Source organism: Streptococcus sanguinis, from assembly GCF_013343115.1.
Taxonomy (GTDB): Bacteria; Bacillota; Bacilli; order Lactobacillales; family Streptococcaceae; genus Streptococcus; species Streptococcus sanguinis_H.
On the sequence record NZ_CP054570.1, the window covers coordinates 422,945 to 447,320 of the forward strand.

Below are 24,376 nucleotides of genomic sequence, written 5' to 3' on the forward strand. Positions count from 1 at the left end.
TAAAAAGGACCTGCAATGATGATATGAATTTACAGGTGGTGAAAGGGAAAATGATGAAATTATTGACAAACCTACGCCCCTCTAAGCCTTTGAAAGAGCTGAGGTGGTTTGATATTGCAGTGATTACCCTGCTCATGTTTGGGCAGTTTATTTATCGCTCAACGGAGCTTTATTTAGCTAGCTTTGCGCCAGCTTCCAGCACAGGAGCGACTGAAACGGTGACCAATACAGCCACTGAAGGAGCGGCTTTTTCTAGTAATTTCAATTTTCAGCTGCTGATGCTGGTCTTGACCATTCTTTACCTATTGTTTCGGCGCTTTGACTTTAAGCAGCTTCCTATTCGTATGAGCTGGTCGGTTCTCCTTTGGACTCCTCTTATTTTTGTAGTGGTAGGGTTCTTTGCTGACATTGTAACGACACTGAGCGGCGAGTATAATTACTTTGATCCAACCCTCTGGTCCTATGTGGACCTGCTAGAAATTTTCCGGAAATTTGCTGAACTGACACCTATGGCCATCCTCTACGGACTTCTCAATGGCTTCTATGAGGAATTCTTCTTTCTGGGGCTTATGACCTCTGTTAAGGATAAGTATAAGTGGTGGGCTCTGGCTTACTCTACTATCATTCGGATTTCTTTCCACACCTATCAGGGCATGCTGTGGGCCTTGGTTATCGGAGTGGTGTACGGTCTCTTTTACTATTTCCTTTACAAGTACAAGGTCAAGAACCTCCTGCCTTTCTTTCTCATGCACGCCTTGGCGGATATGTTTGGCTCCAGCTTGATGTACGTTCTGATTAAATGGCGGTGATTTTTACAAAACGACAATAAAAAGGCGATATGCTCGCCTTTTTTCTTATAAATACTTTTCTGCAAGTGCATAGTCTCCTGGATAGGCTACTTTTTCTCCTTCTACGATTTGGTAAGCATCCGCTCCTTTACCGGCCAGAATGACGGCATCTCCCTCTCGGTCTGTCAGGCTGAGAGCTTTTTTGATGGCTTCCTCTCGGTCGGCTATTTTTTCCACTGGATAGGAGATGTAAGATGCGATTTCCTCCGCAATGGCTAGAGGGTCTTCATAGTTGGGGTCGTCCGCGGTTAAGATAACGGTCAGCTCAGGATGCTGATTAAGTAGGCGACCGAAGTCTTTGCGCCGGCTTTCACCCTTGTTGCCGGTAGCACCCAAGAGGAGGATAATCTTACCCTTCTGGTGTTCCTCTACCACAGACAGCAGGTTGCTCAGGCTGACGCCATTGTGAGCATAATCAACGAAGATTTTGGCACCATTTTTCTGAGTCAGAACTTCCATACGGCCTGGGACTCGGGTTGCGGCAATTCCTTTTTTGATGTCTTCGAGGCTAGCACCCAGACGCAGACAGGCAAGACCAGCAGCTACTGCATTTTCCTGATTGAAGCGGCCGATGAGCTGGATGTCGTAGTGGCCAGCTAATTTCCCAGCAGCTTCAAAGCTGAAAGCCTGAGAATCCTTGATAGTATTGTTAGAGCCTGCTCCATAGAAATCGTGTTCCAAAGAGGCGACTTGCTCTTTCACGATTTGGAAATAATCCATGCCGCTATTCACGATAACTGCTCGGCTATTATCCATCAAGAGCCGCTTATTATAGAAGTAGTCTTCAAAGGTTGGATGTTCAATGGGGCCGATATGGTCGGGGCTGATATTGAGAAAGACACCCACATCAAAGGTCAGGCCGTAGACCCGCTTCTTGAGATAAGCCTGACTGGAAACTTCCATGATGAGATGAGTCCGACCATTAGCAAGGGCTTGGGCCATCATTTTGATAAGATCCAGACTCTCTGGTGTAGTCAGAGTTGACTTGAAGAAGGTCTCGCCATCCAAAGTAGTGTTCATAGTCGAGAGCAGGGCAGGACGATGGCTTTGAGAAAGGATTTGATAGGCAAAATAAGCTGTAGTTGTCTTGCCCTTGGTGCCAGTAAAGGCCAGCAGTTTGAGCTTTTTCTCAGGATGGCCGTAAAATTCCATGACTAAGAGACTCATGGCCTGCTTGACATCGTTGACTAAGAGGACCGGAATGCCCACTTGAAAGTCTGTCTCGCTGATATAAAAGCGCAGGCCAGCTGTGACGGCTTTTTCTAGAAATTCTTTCTTAAAAGCCTCACCCTTGACAAAAAAGAGGGTAGAGGCATCTGCTTCCCTGCTGTCATAACTGATACTATCGAAAGTCAAGCCGCTATAAGAGAAGAAGTATTCTCCGTCTTTGACAATATCACGAAAATTATGGTCTTCTTTTAAAATATCTAATACGGTTTCAATTTTAATCATAAATCTATTGTAAACCTTATGGCTGGGTTTTACAAGAGGCAAGGAAAAGTTTATAATAAAAGAAGAATAAATAGAAGAGGTTTTCTATGAGCCAAGAAACAACAAGCCAGCAGCAGCAGATGCTGCGGGGAACTGCCTGGCTAACTGCCAGCAATTTTATCAGTCGTCTTCTGGGGGCCATCTATATCATTCCTTGGTATATCTGGATGGGCAAGCACGGCGCCGAGGCCAACGGCCTTTTTACTATGGGCTACAATATCTATGCCTGGTTTTTACTGATTTCTACAGCCGGCGTGCCAGTGGCAGTGGCCAAGCAGGTAGCTAAGTACAATACCATTGACAAGGAAGAGCATAGCTTTACTCTCATTCGAGAGTTTCTCAAGTTTATGCTGCTTTTGGGAGCTGTCTTTGCAGTGATTATGTACCTGCTCTCACCAGTTTTCGCTTCTATGTCAGGCGGTGGTTCAGACTTGGTTCCAGTCATGCAGAGTCTGTCTCTGGCCGTTTTGATATTCCCATCGATGAGTGTTATCCGAGGTTTTTTCCAAGGTTTTAACAATCTCAAGCCTTATGCCATCAGTCAGATTGCGGAGCAGGTCATTCGGGTTATCTGGATGCTGCTGACAGCCTTTTTTATCATGAAAATCGGCTCTGGCAACTATGTAGAAGCGGTTACCCAGTCAACATTTGCAGCATTTATCGGTATGCTGGCTAGCATGGCTGTCTTAGCCTTCTATCTCTGGAAGACAGGGATGCTGATTTCCATCCTTCATAAGCCTGCTAATGCAGGGGAGATCAATGGCCGTGCCCTCCTCTGGGATACCATTCGTGAAGCCATTCCTTTCATTATCACAGGATCTGCCATTCAGCTTTTTCAGATTATTGACCAAGCTACCTTTATCCATGTCATGGGCTGGATTAGCAAGTACAGCAAATCCGAGCTGCTGGTTCAGTTTGCCTATTTCTCAGCCAATCCTAATAAAATTACCATGATTTTAATTGCAGTGGCTACCTCTATCGGCGGTGTCGGGATTCCTCTCTTGACTGAGAACTATGTCAAAGGTGATTTCCGATCGGCTGCACGCTTGGTGCAGGATAATCTTAGTATGCTGATTTTCTTTATCTTGCCAGCAACCATTGGTGCTGTTTTGGTAGCGGAACCTCTGTATACTGTTTTCTATGGCAAGCCAGATGGTCTAGCACTAGGGCTTTTCATCTTTGCTATGCTGCAGACCATTATCCTCAGTCTATATACGGTGTTGGCTCCGATGATTCAAGCCCTCTTCCAAAATCGAAAAGCTATTATTTACTTCCTCTATGGAGTAGGAGTCAAGCTGGTGCTGCAAGTACCCTTGATTTATATTTTCAAAGCTTATGGTCCTCTTCTTGCGACGACAGTTGGCTTGATTATCCCAATCCTGCTCATGTATCAGGAAATTCGCAAGGTAACAGGTCTGAATCCTAAGAATCTCTTTAAGCGGAGCCTCCTGTCAGTGATTCTGACAGTTCTGATGATCATCTTTGTCTTGGTGGCAGAGCTGCTCATTGGACTCTTCCTACATCCAAGCGGTCGGATTTCCAGCTTTGTCTATATCGCTCTGATTGGCGGTATCGGCCTTGCTGTCTATGGCGGTCTGGCGCTCAAAGTTCGCCTTATGGATCGCTTTATCGGTTCAAAAGCGGCTAGTCTGCGACGACGCTTTCATATCTATTAAAAAGCCGCTAGGCTTTTTAATTTTTAGCTTTGTTTTTCTAAAACATTAACATTATAGTTTCAAACTATAGCTAGCTCTTGAAAAGAAAAAAGAAAAATGTTTTCAAAAGATGTTACAATAGAGGGTGAAATATTAGCGAAGGATTGGAAGGTTAATATGAGTAAGGACGTAAAATTAAATACACTACTGGCTCAGGCTGGGGTTAAAACAGATGAAACAACTGGTGCTTTAACAACACCCCTGCATTTTTCAACGACCTACCAGCACCCTGAGTTTGGCCAGTCAACAGGTTATGACTATACTCGAACCAAGAATCCAACAAGGGTTAGCTTGGAAGAGACTCTGGCTGCTATCGAAAGTGCAAATTATGCTCTAGCGACTAGCTCTGGTATGTCAGCTATTGTGCTGGCCTTTAGTGCCTTTCCAGTTGGCAGTAAGGTTTTGGCTGTTCGGGATCTCTATGGCGGATCTTTCCGTTGGTTTGCCCAAGCTGAAGCAGAAGGGCGTTTTGCCTTTAGCTATGCCAATACAGAAGAAGAACTTCTGAATAGTCTAACAGAGGATATAGATATTGTCTATATCGAGACACCGACCAATCCTCTTATGGTAGAGTTTGACATTGCCCACATTTCCCAAGCAGCTCATGAGCGAGGAGCAGCTGTCATTGTGGACAATACCTTCTACAGTCCTATTTACCAAAGACCGCTGGAGGATGGAGCTGATATAGTTCTGCACTCTGCGACCAAGTATCTGGGTGGGCACAATGATGTCTTGGCTGGAGCTATCATGACCAATGACGCTGCTATTTATGACAAGCTATTCTATAACCTCAATACAACTGGGCCTGTCCTGTCTCCTTTTGACAGCTATCTGCTTTTGCGTGGTCTCAAGACACTTGCTCTCCGCATGGAACGTTCTACTCAGAATGCGCAAGAAGTAGTCGCTTTTCTGAAGAAATCCCCTGCGGTCAAAGAGGTTCTCTATCCAGGTAAGGGTGGTATGATTTCCTTTAAAGTTGTGGACGAAGGGAAGATTCCTCATCTCTTAAATAGCCTGAAAGTCTTTACCTTTGCGGAAAGTTTAGGAGGAGTGGAGAGCTTGATTACCTATCCGACGACCCAGACTCACGCAGACATTCCGGTGGAAGTGCGTCATTCTTATGGTTTGACTGATGATTTGCTGCGCCTGTCGATTGGAATTGAGGATAGTCGAGATTTGGTAGACGATTTACGTGCAGCCTTGGAGAATGAATAATATGGGAAGATATAATTTTGAAAAAGCACCCTGTCGTGTAGGGCATCATACTTATAAATGGAAAGAAGCGGAGAAGGACAAAGAAGTCCTGCCAGCTTGGATTGCAGACATGGATTTTGAAGTCTTGCCTGAAATCCAGCAAACCGTTCATGACTACGCTAATCAGTTGGTCTATGGCTATACCTATGCCAGTGAAGAGCTAATCAATGCTGTTCTTGATTGGGAGCGGGATGAGCACGACTATACCTTTGATCGGGAAGCCTTGGTATTTATTGAGGGGGTTGTCCCTGCTATTTCGACGGCTATCCAAGCCTTTACCAAGGAAGGTGATGCCGTTCTAATCAACACTCCTGTTTACCCACCTTTTGCCCGCAGTGTCAAGCTCAATAATCGTCAGCTTATTACCAATTCTTTGATAGAGCAGGAAGGTCTCTTTCAGATTGACTTTGAGCAGTTGGAGCGGGACATTGCAGACAATGAAGTCAAGATTTATGTTTTATGTAATCCGCACAATCCTGGAGGCCGAGTTTGGGAATGGGAAGTTTTAGAGAAAATCGGCCGCCTCTGCCAAAAGTACGGCGTCCTCCTGGTCTCAGACGAAATTCACCAAGATTTGACGCTGTTTGGCCATGAACATCAGTCTTTCAATACTGTCTCGCCTGACTTTAAGGACTTTAGTTTGATTTTAGCAAGTGCGACTAAGACCTTTAATATTGCTGGGACTAAAAATTCCTATGCAGTGATTGAGAATCCAAGCTTACGACATCAGTTTAAGAAACGCCAGCTAGCCAATAACCAGCATGAAATTCCTGGTCTTGGATTTTTAGCGACAGAAGCAGCCTACCGTTACGGTTGGTCTTGGTTGATGGAGCTAAAGGAAGTTCTTGAGAAGAATGTGAATTTTGTAGTTGATTATTTTGCCAAGGAAGCACCGCGCCTGCGGGTCATGAAGCCTCAAGGGACTTATCTGATTTGGCTGGACTTTTCAGATTATGGCCTGACAGATGACCAGCTGTTTCAGCTGCTACGAGAAGAGGCAAAGGTCGTCCTGAATAGAGGAAGTGATTTTGGTCAAGAAGGTAAAGGTCATGCCCGCCTAAATGTTGCTGCTCCAGAGACCATGGTTGAAGAAGTCTGCTCCCGTATTGCAGAGGTATTGCCAAAATAAATCAAAAATTTTTTGAAATTTGTTTCAAGCGAGAAAAATGATTGACAATCTTTCTAAAGAGGAGTATAGTAAGAGTGAAAAATCGGTAGGTGAGGCTACCATAAGGATACGGATGACTACCGCAAAGCAGTGGAGACACTACTCGTTGGTTAACAGTCCTGATCGCCAAGGTCAAGACTAAGCTCATTTCATCGCCTTATGGAGTTAAAGCTTGAACGGTGAATGCTTGCTTTATCTGTGCTTAAAACAATGAAGCAAATAACCTGACATGCAAACAACCCTGCTGAGAAATTGGCAGGGTATTCTTTTTTGTTGAAAATATTTCAAGAGAGTAAATAGTTGATTGGCCTGCCTCTTAAGAAAAAAGAAGGAGGAATAGTGATGAAGTTGTGGTATTCTAGTACCAGTCCTTTTGCGCGTAAAGTATATGTTACAATTTTACATCATCATTTAGAGGAGCAAGTGGATATTCAGAAAGTTCAGGTGGCTTTTGATAGAAATTCACCGCACAATCAAGATAATCCTTTAGGTAGAATTCCTGCTTTTCAAGCTTCCAGTGGAGAATGGTTATATGGTAGTGATTTAATTTCTCAATATTTAGACGAACTAGGTCAGGAAGTCTCACTTTTCCCCAATGGAATGGATAAATGGCATGTTTTAAATATACTGTCCATTGCTGAAGGAATTTTGGAAAATACAATGCCGATTGTTGCGGAAAAATTTTTCCATGAAAAAGAACATTGGTGGAAAGACAGACATCAGCAAATTGAAGAGAGAAATATACGGAGTTTGTCTTTGTTAGAGAAACTGGCTACTGAGCAAGGGCTCTCTTTAAATATTGCAACAATCCAAGTAGTTGCTCTTGTAGATTGGTGGAATTTACGTGAAGAAGTTATTGGATTTTCTTTAAAAGAAAATTTTCCAGAATTGCAAGATTGGACACAGAAGATGAATGCCACTTTTGACGTCTTGCAGGCATCTTGGGACTTTTAATTGTTTTTATAAATTAAGAAAGGAGACACGCGATGCAAATTGACGATTATCCGGAACCGCACATACACAGCCAATCGCTGATTTGTGTCGTTCTGTCCTCATAAAGTGATTGGTCCCTGTGTATGAAAATTATTAATCATACATCAAGGAGAAACCAATGAAAACAGTAAAAGAAAGATTAGTTGCTGCGCTGCAGCTTCCTGTAAAAGAAACTCTGGTATTTTACAAGAGTTCCTTTCGCGGCCTGACAGAAGAGCAGGTCGAAGAAAATCGTGACCTCTATGGTGAAAATATCATCACAAAGGGTCAGGAAGACTCTATTCTAAAGAAAATTTACGAGTCTATCATTAACCCCTTTACAGTCATCTTATTGGTGATTGCCCTCGTGTCCTTAGTGACCAATGTTTGGCTGGCTAAGCCTGGTGAGGAAGATCCGACGACTTCCATCATCATTGTTGTTCTGGTGCTGATTTCTGGAGGCATTCGTTTTGTTCAGGAATTGCGGAGCGACCGCGCTGCTAGCAATCTGTCTCGGCTGATTGTCAACACGGCTACGGTTATCCGTGAAGGAGCAGAGCAGGAACTGCCGATTGATGAGCTTGTTGTAGGAGACATCATCAAACTTAGTGCTGGAGACATGATTCCTGCAGATGTACTGCTGCTGGATTCGCGTGATTTCTTTGTTCAGCAGTCCGGCCTGACAGGCGAAAGCGATGCAGTAGAAAAGGTCTGTCTGGCCAAGTCGGATGGGCAAAATCTAGATAGCCTTTTAGAAACAGAGTCGCTGGCTTTTATGGGAACCAACGTTATTTCCGGAAGAGCTACAGCTCTGGTGCTGGTGGTTGGCGATGAGACCATGATGGGAGCCATTGAGCAGACGCTTAACACCTATGATGAGCCGACCTCTTTTGAGCGCGAGATGAATAGCATTTCCTGGCTCTTGATTCGTCTGATGCTCGTCATGGTTCCAGTCGTGTTCTTCATAAACGGTCTGACAGACGGCGACTGGCTGGAAGCAGGTGTCTTTGCCCTCAGCGTTGGGGTCGGCCTGACTCCAGAAATGCTGCCTATGATTATCACAGCGAGCCTGGCTAAAGGTTCTATTATCATGGCTCAGGAAAAGGTCGTGATTAAGAAGCTGAATGCCATCCAAGACCTAGGAGCTATTGATATCCTTTGTACGGATAAGACGGGCACACTGACCCAAGACGAGATTGTGTTAGAATACCCGCTGGATATTCATGGAGATTTGGACTTAGCAGTGCTCCGTCGTGCTTTTCTCAATTCCTACTATCAAACTGGTCTCAAAAATCTTATGGACCGGGCCATTATCAATCGGACGGAGAAAGAAGCAGAAAAGCATGAGATTGTCCGTAATCTAGACCAAACCTTTAAGAAAATTGATGAACTGCCCTTTGATTTCGAGCGTCGTCGTATGAGTGTCATCGTCAAGGATGATGAGGATGTTATCAGCATGGTGACCAAGGGGGCCTTGGAGGAAATGCTGGCTATCTCTAGCCATGTAGAATACAAGAAACGCATTACGGAATTGACTGAGGAGATTCGTCAGGAAATCCTTGCGGAAGTGGCTCAACTCAATGAGCAAGGGCTGCGCGTGCTTGGTGTTAGCTACAAGTCAGACTTAGAAGAAGATTACGACTATGAAGTCAAGGATGAATCTAACATGATTTTGACGGGCTATCTGGCCTTTCTAGATCCACCTAAGTCATCTGCGGCTCCAGCTATTGAAACCTTGGCTGAGTACGGCGTTGCTACTAAGATTTTGACCGGTGATAATGATAAGGTGACCCAGGCAGTTTGTCAAAAGGTTGGGTTAGATGTAGATAATATCTTACTAGGTGTAGAGGTGGATGCCTTATCTGATGAAGAATTGAGTCAGGCAGTGGAGCATACAACGGTTTTTGCCAAGCTATCACCTGACCAAAAAGCTCGGATCATTCTCCAACTCAAGGCCAATGGTCACAAGGTTGGCTACATGGGTGATGGTATCAATGATGCACCTTCTATGAAGGTAGCAGATGTGGGTATTTCTGTTGATACAGCTGTCGATATTGCCAAGGAAACGGCAGATGTCATTCTGCTGGACAAGGATCTCATGGTTCTGGAGAAGGGGTTGGTAGAGGGACGCAAGGTCTATGCCAACATGACCAAGTACATTAAGATGACGGTCAGTTCCAATTTTGGGAATATCTTTTCTCTCCTCTTTGCCAGTATCTTTTTGCCATTTCTTCCTATGGCACCAGTTCATTTGATTGTCCTCAATCTGGTTTATGACTTGTCTTGTATCGCTCTGCCCTTTGATAACGTAGACAGTGAATTTCTCAAGAGACCACGGATTTGGTCTGCTAACTCTATTACCCGCTTTATGGCTTGGATTGGGCCTATCTCATCCATTTTTGATGTTTTGACTTACTTGGCCCTTTACTTTATCATTGTTCCTATGATAACAGGAAGTAGTTATCAAGCTGGTACTGAGCAAGCGGCAACCTTTATCACTCTTTTTCAAACAGGCTGGTTCATTGAGTCTATGTGGACCCAGACCATGGTCATCTACATGCTGCGCTCACCTAAGCTGCCATTTGTGCAGAGCCGTCCTGCTTTATCCGTTATTGTGACGACCATGGCAGCAGCTCTCTTTGTTACTTCCTTGCCATACAGCCTCTTTGCGTCAGTTCTGAAAACTGCCCCGCTGAATGGCACTTATTTCCTTTTCCTCTTCTTGATTATTGCGCTTTATATGGTTAGTGTAACTCTTGTTAAACACCTTTATATCAAGCGCTATAGAGAATGGCTGTAAGATGAAGAAAATCTTTGAAAAGGCTTGCTTATAGCAAGCCTTTTCACACTTTTTTTGATATAATAAGAAGAATAAATTGAAAGAAGGAAATCCAATCATGGGAAAACTTGAAGTTATCGCTCATCCACTAATTCAGCATAAATTGTCTATCTTGCGTCGTACAGATACCTCTACCAAGGCTTTTCGCGAATTAGTTGATGAAATCGCAATGCTCATGGGATATGAAGTTTTGCGCGATTTACCACTTGAAGATGTAGAAATTGAAACACCGATTACGAAAACAGTTCAAAAGCAGATTGCAGGGAAAAAATTAGCTATTGTACCAATCCTGCGGGCTGGTATTGGCATGGTGGATGGACTTCTGAGCTTGGTTCCAGCAGCTAAAGTTGGGCATATCGGAATGTACCGTGATGAAGAAACTTTGAAGCCGGTTGAGTATCTGGTCAAGTTGCCAGAAGATATTGACCAACGTCAGATTTTCGTTGTAGATCCAATGTTGGCTACGGGTGGTTCTGCTATCTTGGCTGTGGATTCTCTGAAGAAACGTGGTGCTAGCCATATTACATTTGTCTGCTTGGTTTCAGCGCCTGAAGGAGTAAAAGCCTTGCAGGAAGCTCATCCAGATGTTGATATTTTCACAGCTGCTCTGGATGATCATCTCAATGATCATGGTTATATCGTACCAGGACTAGGAGATGCAGGAGATCGTCTTTTCGGGACCAAGTAAAAGTTTCTATTTGACCTTTTTTGACCAAAAGGATATAATAGTCTCGTAATTTGAAATTCTATTCCCCTAGTTTGATAGAAAAATTTAAAAAGAGAAAGAGAGAAAACTATGATTCCTGTAGTTATTGAACAAACCAGCCGAGGAGAACGCTCCTATGATATTTACTCCCGGCTATTAAAAGACCGCATTATCATGCTGACTGGCCCAGTAGAGGATAATATGGCTAATTCAGTCATTGCCCAGCTCCTTTTCTTGGATGCACAGGACAATACTAAAGATATTTATCTCTATGTAAATACGCCGGGGGGATCCGTTTCAGCAGGTCTGGCTATTGTGGATACTATGAACTTCATCAAGTCTGATGTTCAGACCATTGTTATGGGTGTAGCTGCCAGCATGGGAACAATCATTGCTTCCAGTGGTGCTAAGGGCAAACGCTTCATGCTTCCAAATGCAGAATATCTGATTCACCAGCCGATGGGCGGAGCTGGAAGCGGCACTCAGCAAACGGATATGGCCATTGTAGCTGAACACTTGCTTAGAACTCGTAATACCTTGGAAAAAATCTTAGCTGAAAACTCTGGCAAGTCCGTTGAGCAAATCCACAAAGATGCAGAACGCGATTACTGGATGAGCGCTCAAGAAACCTTGGAATACGGCTTTATTGACGAAATCATGGAAAATAGCAACTTGAACTAACATAGGAGGAGCCAAAACCGGCTCCTTTTTTTGTTGCTTTGAGTCTGACAAGTTACCAAGTTCAGGTGATTTAAACAGGCCATAAAGCTTTTCAGGGCTAGTCTTTTTGCCCTATCTTTGCTATAATCATCTAAGAACTACATGGACCGGAAAGGAGTTTTATGATAGAGAGAGAAGAAAGAGTGGGCTTGATTGTCTATCTTTACTATAATCGAGATGCCAAAAAACTGGCGAACTTCGGTGATATTATTTATCATTCTAAGAAGCATCGTTATCTGCATCTCTATGTCAATCAAGAGGACGCCCAGAACCTACAGGAGAATCTGCCCAAGGAGCGCTATGTTAAGCAAGTTCGGATTTCTCACATAAAAGAACTAGATCAAAACTTTGTTGGAAGCCTGTATAGAGAGCAAGAAAACGTTATCATTTGATAAAATTTCTATAAAGGGTTGACAATTGTCAGATAATTCGATATATTCTTACTATATCATCAATCAAATCACTTAAGGAGATTTCCTAATGAAGAAAAAATTTGCACTATCCCTAGTAGCTTTTGCTAGTGCGGCTCTTCTCGCAGCTTGTGGAGAAGTATCCAATAACAACTCAACAGCAACTGGTACAGAAATTGGCGATACGATTAAATTTGGTTTTAACTTTGAAGAATCAGGTGAAGTAGCAGCCTACGGTACAGCTGAACAACATGGTGCTCAGTTGGCCGTTGATGAAATCAACGCTGCTGGCGGCGTAGATGGCAAGAAGATTGAAGTTACTGATAAGGATAACAAATCAGAAACAGCTGAAGCATCTACCATCACTACTAGCTTGGTTACCCAAAGCAAGGTAAATGCAATCATTGGCCCTGCGACTTCTGGAGCGACAGCTTCAGCTACTGCAAATGCTGCTAAAGCAGGTGTGCCAATCATTACACCAAGTGCGACACAGGATGATCTGACCAACAAGCAAGATTATCTATACCGTGCAACTTTCATTGATAGCTACCAAGGTAAAATCATTTCTAAGTATGTTACTGATAACTTGAAAGCTAAGAAAGTCGTTCTTTACTACGATCAATCCAGCGACTACGCTAAAGGAATGGCAGATGCCTTCAAGAAGGAATTCAAGGGTGAGATTGTAGCAACAGAAACCTTCCAATCTAAGGATACAGACTTCCAAGCTGCTTTGACAAAGATTAAGGGTAAAGAATTTGACGCTCTGGTTGTTCCAGGTTACTATACTGAAGCTGGTAAAATTGTCAATCAAGCGCGTGGTTTGGGTATTGACCAAACAATCGTTGGTCCTGATGGCTTTGGTGATGCTAAGTTCGTTGAGCAAGCAACTCCAGCTGCAGCTACAAATGTTTACTATGTATCTGGCTTTACAACTTCTGGTGAAATGTCAGAAAAAGCTAAGAAGTTTATTGAAGCATACAAAGCTAAGTACAAAGAAGAGCCATCTATGTTTGCAGCTCTGGCATATGACTCTGTTTATATGGCAGCAGAAGCAGCCAAAGGTGCTAAAACTTCTGTAGATATCAAAGACAACTTGGCTAAGCTTAAAGATTTTGATGGAGTGACTGGTTCAATCACTATTGATAAAGACCATAATCCAGTGAAAACAGCCTTGATGATTGGCTTGAAAGACGGTCAAGTAGATACTGTAGAAACAGTTAAAGCGGAATAAGAGTTATGAGGCTGGGGCTTTCCCAGTCTTTGACTTGTTTTCTATTTCTAGTTGCTTGAGCAAGTTAGTAGATGATTTCTTTCTTTATAAATCTACGGATTTGAAAGAGTATTGTTTTATAATCTATTCTTCTTCGTTTCTCAATCAACTATTATTCGTATTTTGGGAGTGGGATGATAAAATCACGACCTAGTCTGCTGATTTTTCTCCCATTCCTTATTTTATTATAGAAAGAGTGGTGTCTAATGCTCCAACAATTAGTCAACGGTCTAATCCTGGGTAGTGTTTATGCGCTTCTGGCTTTGGGTTATACCATGGTTTATGGGATTATTAAGCTGATTAACTTTGCCCACGGCGATATCTATATGATCGGTGCCTTTATGGGTTATTACTTGATTAATATCTTGAAGTTTAATTTCTTCCTTTCTCTCATTTTAGCGATGATTGGGACAGCGATTCTCGGTGTGCTTATTGAGTTTTTAGCCTATCGTCCTCTGCGAAATTCGACTCGGATTGCGGCTTTGATTACAGCCATTGGGGTCTCTTTTCTTCTTGAGTATGGCATGATTTTCTTTGTCGGTGCCAATACCCGTTCCTTCCCGCAGGTTATTAAAACGGTACGCTTTAACTTAGGGCCGATTTCTATCTCAAATATTCAGCTGCTGATTTTGGGAATTTCGATTTTCCTCATGGTGGCTCTGCAGTTCATCGTGCAGAAGACAAAGATGGGTAAGGCTATGCGAGCTGTATCTGTAGACAGTGATGCTGCCCAGCTCATGGGAATCAATGTCAATCGTACAATCAGCTTCACCTTTGCTCTGGGATCAGCTCTTGCAGGAGCTGCTGGCGTCCTGATTGCCCTTTACTATAATTCATTGGAGCCTCTGATGGGGATGACTCCAGGGATTAAGTCCTTTGTAGCGGCCGTTCTCGGTGGTATTGGAATCATTCCTGGTGCCGCGCTTGGTGGCTTTGTTATCGGTCTTTTGGAGACTTTTGCGACAGCGCTTGGACTATCTGATTTCCGTGATGCCATTGTCTATGCGATTTTGATTGTCATTCTTCTGATCCGTCCAGCTGGTATCCTTGGCAAAAATGTGAAAGAGAAGGTGTAAGGTATGAAAAAGAATTTAAAGATAAATATTTTCTGGCTTGGCCTTGTCTTAATTGGCTACTTGTTGATGACAGTATTGGTTAGTGCCGGTGTTCTCAATGCTTTTTATATTCAAATCTTAGAGCAGATCGGGATTAATATTATTCTGGCTGTGGGGCTTAATCTCATCGTCGGATTCTCAGGTCAGTTTTCTCTTGGCCATGCTGGTTTTATGGCAATCGGTGCCTACGCAGTAGCAATTATTGGCTCTAAATCGCCAACATATGGAGCTTTCTTCATTGCCATGCTGGCTGGAGCTATCATTGCTGGTATTGTGGCTTTGGCAGTCGGTTTACCAACGCTTCGTCTTAAAGGAGACTATCTCGCGATTGCGACTCTTGGTGTCTCAGAGATTATCCGGATTCTGATTATTAATGGGGGTACTTTGACGAATGGCGCAGCTGGTATCCTATCCATTCCGCCCTTTACTTCTTGGCAGATGGTCTATGTCTTTGTTGTTATCACAACTATTTTGACCTTGAATTTCCTGCGCAGTCCTATTGGCCGCAGTACTCTGTCTGTCCGTGAGGATGAAATTGCTGCCGAGTCTGTTGGGGTTAATACTACTAGAATCAAAGTGACAGCCTTTGTCTTGGGAGCTATCACGGCTTCTATTGCTGGCTCTCTTCAAGCTGGCTTCGTTGGTTCAGTTGTTCCTAAGGACTATTCCTTTACCAACACTATCAATATCTTGATTATTGTCGTTTTTGGTGGCCTAGGCTCTATGACTGGAACCATTGTAGCTGCAGTGGTATTGGGAGTTCTCAATATGTTGCTGCAGGATGTATCCAGCATTCGGATGATTGTCTATTCTTTGGCTTTAATCTTGGTCATGATTTTCCGTCCAGGCGGACTCTTAGGAACTTGGGAGCTGAGCTTGTCTAAGCTCTTCAAAAAGAATAAGGAGGTCAAAGAATAATGGCACTTCTTGATGTGAAAAATCTAACTAAAAACTTTGGTGGCTTGACTGCTGTCAGCGATGTGACCTTGGAACTCAACGAGGGCGAGCTGGTTGGTCTGATTGGCCCTAATGGTGCAGGAAAAACGACTCTTTTCAACCTCCTAACTGGTGTTTATGAACCTAGTGAAGGGACAGTGATACTAGATGGTCACCTGCTTAATGGTAAGGTACCTTACAAGATTGCTTCTTTAGGTCTAGGGCGGACCTTCCAGAACATCCGGCTCTTTAAGGACCTTAGTGTTTTGGATAATGTTCTGATTGCCTTTGGTAATCATCATAAGGCTCATGTGTTGGCTTCTTTCCTCCGCCTGCCAGCCTACTACAAAAACGAAGAAGAACTCAAAGCTAAGGCTTTGGAGTTGCTGAAAATTTTTGATTTGGATAAGGAAGCAGAAACCTTGGCTAAGAACTTAGCTTATGGTCAGCAGCGCCGCTTGGAGATTGTTCGGGCCTTGGCAACGGAGCCAAAGATCCTTTTCTTGGATGAGCCGGCTGCAGGGATGAACCCTCAGGAGACAGCTGAGCTGACTGCCCTAATCCGTCGGATTAAAAACGAATTTAACATTACCATCATGCTGATTGAGCATGACATGAGTCTGGTAATGGAAGTCACTGAGCGCATCTATGTGCTGGAGTACGGCCGCTTGATTGCGCACGGAACACCTGATGAAATCAAGAATGACAAACGCGTTATTGAAGCTTATCTAGGAGGTGAAGCCTAATGTCCATGCTTAAAGTTGAGAATCTCTCTGTCCATTATGGCATGATTCAGGCTGTCCGTGATGTCAGCTTTGAAGTAAATGAAGGAGAGGTTGTTTCCCTGATTGGTGCAAATGGCGCTGGAAAAACGACCATTCTCCGCACGATTTCAGGCTTGGTTCGTCCAAGTGCTGGTAAAATTGAATTTGTCGGCAATGAAATTCAAAAAGTTCCTGCTCAAAAAATCGTAGCAGCTGGACTTTCGCAAGTACCAGAAGGCCGTCATGTCTTTCCAGGTTTGACCGTTTTGGAGAATTTGGAAATGGGTGCCTTTCTCAAAACAAACCGCGAAGAAAATCAAGCCAATCTCAAAAAGGTCTTCTCTCGTTTCCCACGCTTGGAAGAGCGTAAAAACCAAGATGCTGCAACCCTTTCAGGTGGTGAGCAGCAGATGCTGGCTATGGGACGGGCTCTGATGTCTACACCTAAGCTTTTGCTCTTGGATGAGCCTTCTATGGGCTTGGCGCCAATCTTTATCCAGGAAATCTTCGATATTATCCAAGATATCCAGCGGCAAGGCACAACAGTTCTTTTGATTGAGCAAAATGCAAACAAGGCTCTCTCTATCGCTGACCGCGGTTATGTCCTTGAAACAGGCAAAATCGTTTTGTCCGGAACTGGCCAAGAGCTTCTCGCTTCTGACGAAGTCCGCAAAGCATATCTAGGTGGCTAAAAATGTCTGGGAGACATTTTTAGGTTGTTGATAGAAAGTTATGGTAGTAACTTAACATTTAGAAAAGGTCCAATGGACCTTTTTCTTATCTTAGATGCTTAAAATAGTTTAGCTAGCCATTTCCTATATTCAATTTTTCCAATCGCGGGATTTTTCTAAATTTTGAAAACTTAGGCAAAGGGCTTGAAAGCGTTTGAAATCAGCTTCAAAATAAAGTATAATAAGTATAAGAATTATGGATAGGAAGTAGAGGGAACTTTTATGGCAGTTAAAGATTTTATGACGCGTAAGGTGGTTTATATCAGCCCAAATACTACGATTGCTCATGCGGCAGATATGATGCGTGAACAAAAGCTCCACCGTCTGCCTGTGATTGAGAATGACCAACTAGTGGGACTGGTGACAGAAGGAACGATTGCAGAAGCTAGTCCATCTAAGGCAACGAGTCTGTCTATTTATGAGATGAACTATCTTCTCAACAAAACAAAAGTTGGTGATGTTATGATTCGTGATGTTGTCACGATTTCTCAGTTTGCCAGTCTGGAAGATGCGACCTATCTGATGCTGAAAAATAAGATTGGTATCCTGCCTGTCGTGGACAATGAGCAACTTTACGGGGTTATTACTGACCGTGATATTTTCAAGGCTTTCTTAGAAGTATCTGGCTATGGTGAAGAGGGAGTCCGTCTGCGCTTTGTCACTGAGAATAAGGTGGGGGTTCTTGAGCAGATTATCCGTCTTCTGGTGGAAGAAAATCTCAACATCTCCAATACCGTCAATATCCCACGCAAGGATGGCAAAGTCGTCATTGAAGTACAGTTAGCCGGTAATATAGATACGGCGCTTCTCAAGAAAAAATTTGAGGAGCATGCTATTGAGCTGGCTGAGATTACACATACTGCTGCAAAAGCTTTATAAGCGATAAAAAAGCCTCATCATGGATGAGGTTTTTAACGTACAATAGGTTGTTTGTTGGCATCTAAAGTAAAGCCTTCGCCCAAAATCTCATGGGCTTCGGTAATAGTTGTAAAGGCAAATGGATCGACTTGGTTAATGAGTTTCTTCATCTGTTGCATTTCATTACGGGAAACAACACAGTAGACAATCTGGAGATCCTGCTTGCTATAGAAGCCTTGCCCCTTGAGGTAGGTCACTCCACGATCCAGCTTGTTATTGATAGCTTCAGCCAGTTCTGCCGGTTTGCTGGTAACGATGAGGAATCCTTTGCCGGCAAAGCCTCCTTCTGCAATCAGGTCAATGACGCGCGAGGTGATAAAGACAAACATTAGGGTATAAGATACCATGCGTAGGTCTTTGAAAACAAGGAGAACCAAGGTAATGACTACAAAATCAACAGTCAGCATGAGTTTGCCCATGGAAATGCTAGTGTATTTATTAAAGATACGGGCTACAATGTCAGTACCGCCCGTCGTTCCGCCAGCATTGAAGATGATGCCTAGTCCAATCCCTAAAACAATCCCTGTTCCAAGACAGGCCAGTAAAACATCCCCGTCCAGAGCTGAGAGAAAATAGTTTTGCAGGTGTTTGGAGGCAGGTAGGATTTCAAAAATCTTGAGCCAAGCAGACACGGAGAAGGTCCCCAGAATGCTGAGATAGAGGGTTCGTGAGCCTAGTAGTTTCCAAGCAATAATAAAGAGAGGAATGTTAATAATCAGGTTGGTCGTCGAGACAGGGATTTTAAATAGATAGTAGGCAATCAAGGTCAGACCTGTCGCGCCACCTTCATATAAGTGAAAGGGAATGACCAAATAATGAATCCCAAAAGAAAAAATTCCAGCCCCAAAAATGATGGCCAGTACGTTTTTTAATTTAAACATAACATCCTCCTAAATCTATTTCCAGAAATTTATTCTGAATATATTTTACCAAAAATTTAGCCTTTGTGAAACACTTTGAAAAAATTTTTAAAGTCTTTTCTTATGATGGGCTTTTAGCTTTTTTTTTGGTAAAATAAACAATAGATAAAAAAGAGTAGAATGAAAATAACGAACTGACGGCGTTGGTTCTTATCAGGCTGCTCAGTAATGTGGACGGACTCTGAAAAGTAGATTATATCAAGCTTTAGAGCAAGTCGCATCTGCATTTTCTTATAAAGATTAAGAAATTAGAAGTTAGAGATTAAAAGTAAAGATGAAAAATGGTATTTTGATTTCGCTGGAAGGTCCGGAAGGGGCTGGAAAGTCGAGTGTGTTGGAAGCCTTGCTTCCTTTTTTGAAAAATTATGGCACTGGTCTTATTACGACGCGGGAGCCGGGTGGCGTCCAGATTGCGGAGACCATTCGCGAAGTGATTTTGGAACCTAGTCATACGGCTATGGATGCTAAAACTGAGCTCTTGCTGTACATTGCCAGCCGCCGTCAGCACTTGACTGAGCGGGTTTTGCCAGCTTTGGCGCAAGGAAAGCTTGTCTTGATGGACCGTTTTATCGATAGTTCAGTGGCCTATCAGGGCTACGGACGGGGTCTGGATGTGGCAGATATTGAATGGCTCAATCAGTTTGCGACAGATGGACTCAAGCCTGATTTGACCCTCTATTTTGATATTGATGTGGAAGAAGGGCTGGCGCGGATTGCTAAGAGCGAGAGCCGAGAGGTGAATCGGCTTGATCTGGAAGGTTTGGACTTGCACCAGCGGGTTCGGCAGGGCTATTTGGCGATTCTTGACAAGGAGCCTGAGCGCTTTGTCAAGGTAGATGCCAGTCAACCTTTGGATAAGGTAGTGGCTGATAGTTTGGCCATCATTCAGGAACGATTTGGGAATCCGTCATGAAGATAAAAGATTTACAGCAAAGCCAGCCCAGCTTGTTTGAGCAGTTTCAGCATATTTTGGAACAGGGACGGCTTAGCCATGCCTACTTGTTTACCGGAGCTTTTGGCAGCTTTGAAATGGCCCAAATCCTGTCCCAGAGTCTCTTTTGCGAGAATAAGCAAGGCGTCTGGCCTTGTAGTTCTTGTCGTTCTTGTCGTTTGATTGCAGAGGAAGATTTTTCTGATGTAACTGTGGTGCGACCGGTTAATAACATTATTAAAACAGACCGAGTTCGGGAGCTGGTCCGAAACTTCTCTCAAAGTGGCTTAGAAGGCAGTCGGCAGGTTTTCATTATCTGCGATGCGGATCGGATGCACGTCAATGCAGCCAATTCCTTGCTCAAAGTCATTGAGGAACCGCAGAGTGAGATTTATATCTTTCTTCTGACTGCTGATGAACAGCTGATTCTGCCGACGATTCGAAGTCGGACTCAGGTTTATCATTTCTTGAAAAATACAGCTGCTCTGCAGCACAGCTTGGAACAGGATGGCTTGATTAAGAGCCGAGCGGAGCTACTAGCTGCTTATAGTCAGACTCAGTCAGAAGCGGCTAGCTTGGCTCATAATAATGCCTTTTTTGAATTAGTCAGCGAATGCGAGCGCTTTGTCAAGGATTTTCAAACTCGTCCCAGTCAGGCATTTCTGCAGGTTTCACGTCTGGCAAAGCTGGCTGATGATAAGGAGAAGCAGGAACAAATCTTCAAGCTCTTGGAAGTGTTATTTTATAAGGAAATAGCATCAGAAAGCGGTCGACAGGCCTTGGAGCAGCTTTTGCTGGCTCGCAAGATGTGGCGGGCCAATGTATCTTTTCAAAACGCTTTAGAATATATGACTTTGAAGGGAAAGTAAAAAGAGGCAGCACAGGAGTATAAAATGGATAAAAAAGACTTATTTGACGCCTTGGATGATTTTTCACAGACGCTTTTAGTGACCCTTGCTGAGGTGGAGGCTGTCAAGAAAAATCTCAAGAGTGTGGTAGAGGAAAATATTGCTCTGCATCTGGAAAATGACAAGCTGAGGGAGCGCTTGGGAGAGGTAGAGAAGGAAGCTCCGACCAAGACCAAGAAAAACCGGGATAATCTGCGTAAGCTTTACTATGACGGCTTTCATGTCTGTACGGATTTCTATGGTCAGCGCCGGGAGAATGACGCAGAGTGTATGTTCTGTGATGAGTTATTATTTAGGGAGTAGTGATGCAGGTTCAAAAAAGTTTTAAGGGCGAAACTGCCTACGGCAAGCTCTATTTGGTCGCTACTCCTATCGGCAATCTGGATGATATGAGCATCCGTATGGTCAATACCCTGAAAGAGGTTGACAGGATTGCGGCTGAAGATACGAGAAATACGGGCCTTCTGCTTAAGCATTTTGAGATTGAGACCAAACAGATCAGCTTTCATGAGCACAATGCCAAGGAGAAAATCCCAGTTCTCTTGGACATGCTTCAAAGCGGAAATGATATAGCTCAGGTTTCGGATGCTGGTCTGCCCAGCATTTCTGATCCAGGTCATGATTTGGTTCAGGCAGCGCTAGAAGCTGGAATTACTGTAGTACCGATTCCTGGGCCTAGTGCTGGAATTACTGCCTTGATTGCCAGCGGCTTGGCTCCTCAACCGCACATTTTCTATGGCTTTCTGCCTAGAAAGGCTGGACAGCAGAAGGAATTTTTTACTAGCAAAAAATCCTATCCTGAGACTCAGATTTTCTACGAATCCCCTCATCGGGTTCGGGCTACGTTGGAAAATATGCTAGCGGTTTATGGTGACCGCCAAGTCGTCTTGGTGCGCGAGCTGACTAAGATTCACGAGGAGTATCAGCGAGGGATGATTTCAGACTTGTTGGCTTATACGGCTGAACATCCGCCTAAAGGAGAGTGTCTCTTGATTGTAGCTGGGGCGGAAGAAGATGCTCTTCAAGACATATCTCAAGAGCAGATCCTAGCTGAAATTGATCTTTTAGTTGAAGCTGGCAGCAAAAAAAATCAGGCCATCAAGGAAGTGGCCAAGAAATACGGCAAGAACAAGAGCGAGCTCTATGCGGTTTATCATGAAAATAAGGATTGATAGAAGCTCAGAAATTTCTCAATACAACCAGTTGTCTGTTTAAAAATTGGAGAAAGTGTAACTCAGCTTTTTAGTAAGACTATTTAATCCTGACCTAAAATCAGGATTTTTTTGTTATCTGGATTAGACAGTTGGTTTTGCTTATCTCTATTTCAACAATGTTCGGGAATTGGCTAAAAAAGTGCTTGATTTCTGAAATAAAATAGATATTTTCTAAACTTTGTGATATGATATACAAAATAAATTTTGGAGGTAGGATATGACGATTTACAATTTTTCTGCTGGACCGGCAGTATTGCCCAAGGAAGTCTTGAAAAAAGCTCAGGCTGAGTTTTTAGACTATGCCCAAAGTGGCATGAGTGTGATGGAGCTGTCCCACCGATCCAAAGAATTTGACGATATTATCAAAGAAGCTGAGAGCTTGCTGCGTGAGCTCATGGATATTCCGGACAATTACCGCGTGCTCTTCTTGCAGGGTGGAGCTTCTACTCAGTTTAGTATGATTCCCCTTAATCTAGCCCAAGGCGGCAAGGCCTACTACCTAGTGGCCGGATCTTGGGGAAAGAAAGCTTACACTGAAGCAGTCAAGCTGTCTAAGTTCATTCCTTTTGAGCCTATTCTTTTGGCTTCGTCAGAGGATTTAAATTACACGGAAATTCCTTCTTTTGATGAAAAGGAGATTGATCCGCAGGCGGCTTATGTACATCTGACAACCAATAATACTATCGAAGGAACGGCTATTTATGATCTGCCTGCAACAAATGGCGTGCCGATTGTGGCGGATATGTCTTCTAATATCCTGGCTGCTCAATACCGAGTAGAGGATTTCGGTTTGATTTATGCTGGGGCTCAGAAGAATATCGGACCTGCCGGCGTGACAGTTGTCATCATCCGAGAAGACCTGCTAGATGACGAACCAGTTCTATCTAGCATGTTGGATTACCGCATTCAGGCGGACAATGGCTCTCTTTACAATACACCACCGACTTTCGCCATCTATATGGCCAAGCTGGTCTTTGAGTGGGTCAAGGAGCTGGGTGGCGTAGCAGAAATGGAAAAGCGCAATCGTGAAAAATCTGGCCTTTTGTACGACTTCATTGAGCAGTCTGACTTTTATCGCAGTCCAGTCCGTTACAAGGAGCAGCGCTCAGTCGCCAATATTCCCTTTGTGTCTCCTAGCCAAGAGCTGGACGCCAAATTTAACAAAGAGGCTGCAGCAGCGGGATTCAAGAATATCAAGGGGCACCGCAGCGTAGGCGGCATGAGAGCTAGTCTCTACAATGCTTTTCCGCTCCAAGGTGTCAAGGACTTGATTGCCTTTATGCAGAAATTTGAAGAAGAAAATTCTTAAGAGAGGGAAACTATGGTCTTTAGTGTCAAAACCTTTAATAATATCAATCAAATCGGACTTAAGGAGCTGGGCAATACTTTTCAGATTGACGGAGATAAGTCTGACAATCCGGATGCTTATATCCTGCGCAGTCAAAACCTGCATGGACAGGAATTTCCAAGCAAGCTCAAAGCTATTGCGCGGGCAGGCGCAGGAACCAATAATATTCCTGTCGACCAGGCAACGGCTCAGGGAATTGTGGTCTTCAACACGCCAGGAGCTAATGCCAATGCGGTGAAAGAAGCAGTCTTGGCTTCCATTCTCCTGTCTGCGCGTGACTATATCGCAGCTAACAGTTGGGCTAACGGCCTTTCTGGAGATGATGTTCCCAAGCAAGTGGAAGCTGGTAAGAAGCAGTTTGCTGGGACAGAGATTGCAGAGAAGACTTTGGGAGTCATTGGGTTAGGAGCTATCGGCGGCCGTATTGCTAACGATGCCTATCGCCTGGGGATGAACGTCTTAGGCTATGATCCTTATGTATCCATTGAAACGGCTTGGAATATCTCTAGCCATGTCAAGCGGGTAGCAGACATTAAGGAAATCTTTGAGAAGAGTGATTATATCACTATTCATGTGCCCCTGACTGAGGATACACGAGCTACTTTTGATCAGGCTGCTTTTGGTCTCATGCAAAAAGGAACGACTCTTATCAACTTTGCCCGCGGCGAGCTGGTGGACAACGCTGCCCTCTTTGAAGCCTTGGAAGCAGGTGTTATCAAGCGCTATATCACAGACTTTGGTGTAGATGAGCTGCTCCGTCATCCGCAGATTACAGTCTTTCCGCATCTGGGCGGATCGACCGAAGAAGCTGAGCTCAACTGTGCCATTATGGCTGGGAAAACCATTCGACGCTTCATGGAAACAGGCGAGATTATCAACTCAGTGAATTTCCCTAATGTCCGTCAGGCTCTCTCAGCGCCTTATCGGATTACCCTGATTAACAAAAATGTACCGAATATTGTGGCTCGGATTTCAACAGCTGTTAGTGACTTGAATATCAATATCGACAATATCATTAATCGTTCCAAGGGTGATTATGCCTATACTTTGCTGGATCTGGATGAGTCAGACGAAAGCAAGATTCAGGAGCTGGTTGATAAATTTGAGAATAGCGATAATATTGTGCGCGTGCGTTTAATCAAAAAATAGAGGTGTTTCTTCATGGAATGCGTCTGTGCCTGCCGATGAGCCTTTCGCT

23 protein-coding genes and 1 riboswitch are annotated in these 24,376 nt (G+C 43.7%); of the genes, 21 read left to right on the forward strand and 2 right to left on the reverse strand.

Annotated features, from left to right (window positions below; all coding sequences use genetic code 11):
* Positions 1–53: 53 nt before the first annotated feature.
* A complete protein-coding gene (locus tag FOC72_RS02100; RefSeq protein ID WP_032914299.1) occupies positions 54–809 on the forward strand; it encodes a CPBP family intramembrane glutamic endopeptidase in 756 nt (251 codons plus the stop codon).
* Positions 810–854: 45 nt separating this feature from the next.
* Here the strand turns inward: FOC72_RS02100 and FOC72_RS02105 are convergent, their stop codons facing one another.
* Complete coding sequence (locus FOC72_RS02105) at positions 855–2,300, reverse strand: UDP-N-acetylmuramoyl-L-alanyl-D-glutamate--L-lysine ligase (RefSeq protein ID WP_002894663.1); 1,446 nt, start codon at positions 2,298–2,300, stop codon at positions 855–857.
* Between the two features lie 86 nt (positions 2,301–2,386).
* Between FOC72_RS02105 and FOC72_RS02110 the strand changes: the two genes are divergently transcribed.
* The 14 genes from FOC72_RS02110 to FOC72_RS02175 all read left to right on the forward strand — a co-directional run bounded on the left by FOC72_RS02110 (position 2,387) and on the right by FOC72_RS02175 (position 17,818).
* Positions 2,387–4,015, forward strand: a complete 1,629-nt coding sequence (locus FOC72_RS02110) for a putative polysaccharide biosynthesis protein (protein WP_002894664.1) — start codon at positions 2,387–2,389, stop codon at positions 4,013–4,015.
* A 96-nt stretch (positions 4,016–4,111) separates the two neighbouring features.
* Entirely contained in the window at positions 4,112–5,269 is a 1,158-nt protein-coding gene (locus FOC72_RS02115; RefSeq protein ID WP_002894665.1) for a cystathionine gamma-synthase, read from the forward strand.
* A complete protein-coding gene (locus FOC72_RS02120; RefSeq protein WP_002894666.1) occupies positions 5,262–6,437 on the forward strand; it encodes a MalY/PatB family protein in 1,176 nt (391 codons plus the stop codon). Before FOC72_RS02115 ends, FOC72_RS02120 begins: the two co-directional genes overlap by 8 nt.
* A gap of 74 nt (positions 6,438–6,511) precedes the next feature.
* Positions 6,512–6,668, forward strand: a riboswitch (M-box (ykoK) riboswitch).
* Positions 6,669–6,818: 150 nt separating this feature from the next.
* A complete protein-coding gene (locus FOC72_RS02125; RefSeq protein ID WP_032913640.1) occupies positions 6,819–7,430 on the forward strand; it encodes a glutathione S-transferase family protein in 612 nt (203 codons plus the stop codon).
* Between the two features lie 157 nt (positions 7,431–7,587).
* Positions 7,588–10,248 (forward strand): magnesium-translocating P-type ATPase, encoded by a 2,661-nt coding sequence (gene mgtA / locus FOC72_RS02130; RefSeq protein ID WP_002894669.1) that lies wholly within the window; start codon positions 7,588–7,590, stop codon positions 10,246–10,248.
* 97 nt (positions 10,249–10,345) lie between these two features.
* The gene (upp, locus tag FOC72_RS02135) at positions 10,346–10,975 is read left to right on the forward strand and encodes a uracil phosphoribosyltransferase (RefSeq protein ID WP_002894672.1); all 630 of its coding nucleotides are present in this window, start codon (positions 10,346–10,348) and stop codon (positions 10,973–10,975) included.
* Positions 10,976–11,083: 108 nt separating this feature from the next.
* Positions 11,084–11,674: an ATP-dependent Clp protease proteolytic subunit gene (locus FOC72_RS02140; protein WP_002894674.1), complete on the forward strand. Its 591-nt coding sequence runs from the start codon at positions 11,084–11,086 to the stop codon at positions 11,672–11,674.
* Between the two features lie 161 nt (positions 11,675–11,835).
* Positions 11,836–12,105 (forward strand): YlbG family protein, encoded by a 270-nt coding sequence (locus FOC72_RS02145; RefSeq protein WP_002894676.1) that lies wholly within the window; start codon positions 11,836–11,838, stop codon positions 12,103–12,105.
* An 88-nt stretch (positions 12,106–12,193) separates the two neighbouring features.
* Complete coding sequence (locus FOC72_RS02150; protein ID WP_002894677.1) at positions 12,194–13,354, forward strand: ABC transporter substrate-binding protein; 1,161 nt, start codon at positions 12,194–12,196, stop codon at positions 13,352–13,354.
* A gap of 245 nt (positions 13,355–13,599) precedes the next feature.
* Positions 13,600–14,469 carry a branched-chain amino acid ABC transporter permease gene (locus FOC72_RS02155; protein ID WP_002894678.1) on the forward strand — a complete coding sequence of 290 codons (870 nt, stop codon included), beginning with the start codon at positions 13,600–13,602 and terminating at the stop codon, positions 14,467–14,469.
* 3 nt (positions 14,470–14,472) lie between these two features.
* The gene (locus FOC72_RS02160; protein WP_002894679.1) at positions 14,473–15,426 is read left to right on the forward strand and encodes a branched-chain amino acid ABC transporter permease; all 954 of its coding nucleotides are present in this window, start codon (positions 14,473–14,475) and stop codon (positions 15,424–15,426) included.
* Positions 15,426–16,190 (forward strand): ABC transporter ATP-binding protein, encoded by a 765-nt coding sequence (locus FOC72_RS02165; protein ID WP_002894680.1) that lies wholly within the window; start codon positions 15,426–15,428, stop codon positions 16,188–16,190. Before FOC72_RS02160 ends, FOC72_RS02165 begins: the two co-directional genes overlap by 1 nt.
* Positions 16,190–16,900 (forward strand): ABC transporter ATP-binding protein, encoded by a 711-nt coding sequence (locus tag FOC72_RS02170; protein WP_002894681.1) that lies wholly within the window; start codon positions 16,190–16,192, stop codon positions 16,898–16,900. Before FOC72_RS02165 ends, FOC72_RS02170 begins: the two co-directional genes overlap by 1 nt.
* A gap of 261 nt (positions 16,901–17,161) precedes the next feature.
* Positions 17,162–17,818 (forward strand): CBS domain-containing protein, encoded by a 657-nt coding sequence (locus FOC72_RS02175; protein WP_002894682.1) that lies wholly within the window; start codon positions 17,162–17,164, stop codon positions 17,816–17,818.
* 32 nt (positions 17,819–17,850) lie between these two features.
* On the opposite strand, the gene FOC72_RS02180 is transcribed toward FOC72_RS02175, so the two are convergent.
* On the reverse strand, positions 17,851–18,738 hold the full coding sequence (locus FOC72_RS02180; protein ID WP_002894684.1) for a YitT family protein: 888 nt from the start codon (positions 18,736–18,738) through the stop codon (positions 17,851–17,853).
* A gap of 313 nt (positions 18,739–19,051) precedes the next feature.
* Between FOC72_RS02180 and tmk the strand changes: the two genes are divergently transcribed.
* The 6 genes from tmk to FOC72_RS02210 all read left to right on the forward strand — a co-directional run bounded on the left by tmk (position 19,052) and on the right by FOC72_RS02210 (position 24,327).
* The gene (tmk, locus tag FOC72_RS02185) at positions 19,052–19,690 is read left to right on the forward strand and encodes a dTMP kinase (protein ID WP_002894687.1); all 639 of its coding nucleotides are present in this window, start codon (positions 19,052–19,054) and stop codon (positions 19,688–19,690) included.
* Positions 19,687–20,577: a DNA polymerase III subunit delta' gene (locus tag FOC72_RS02190; RefSeq protein ID WP_002894688.1), complete on the forward strand. Its 891-nt coding sequence runs from the start codon at positions 19,687–19,689 to the stop codon at positions 20,575–20,577. Before tmk ends, FOC72_RS02190 begins: the two co-directional genes overlap by 4 nt.
* A 24-nt stretch (positions 20,578–20,601) precedes the next feature.
* Positions 20,602–20,919, forward strand: coding sequence for a DNA replication initiation control protein YabA (gene yabA / locus FOC72_RS02195; protein WP_002894690.1), 318 nt, complete (start codon positions 20,602–20,604; stop codon positions 20,917–20,919).
* Positions 20,920–20,921: 2 nt separating this feature from the next.
* Complete coding sequence (gene rsmI / locus FOC72_RS02200; protein ID WP_002894691.1) at positions 20,922–21,788, forward strand: 16S rRNA (cytidine(1402)-2'-O)-methyltransferase; 867 nt, start codon at positions 20,922–20,924, stop codon at positions 21,786–21,788.
* Between the two features lie 259 nt (positions 21,789–22,047).
* A complete protein-coding gene (gene serC, locus FOC72_RS02205) occupies positions 22,048–23,139 on the forward strand; it encodes a 3-phosphoserine/phosphohydroxythreonine transaminase (protein ID WP_002894694.1) in 1,092 nt (363 codons plus the stop codon).
* Between the two features lie 12 nt (positions 23,140–23,151).
* Positions 23,152–24,327 (forward strand): 3-phosphoglycerate dehydrogenase family protein, encoded by a 1,176-nt coding sequence (locus FOC72_RS02210; protein WP_002894695.1) that lies wholly within the window; start codon positions 23,152–23,154, stop codon positions 24,325–24,327.
* Positions 24,328–24,376 lie beyond the last annotated feature (49 nt).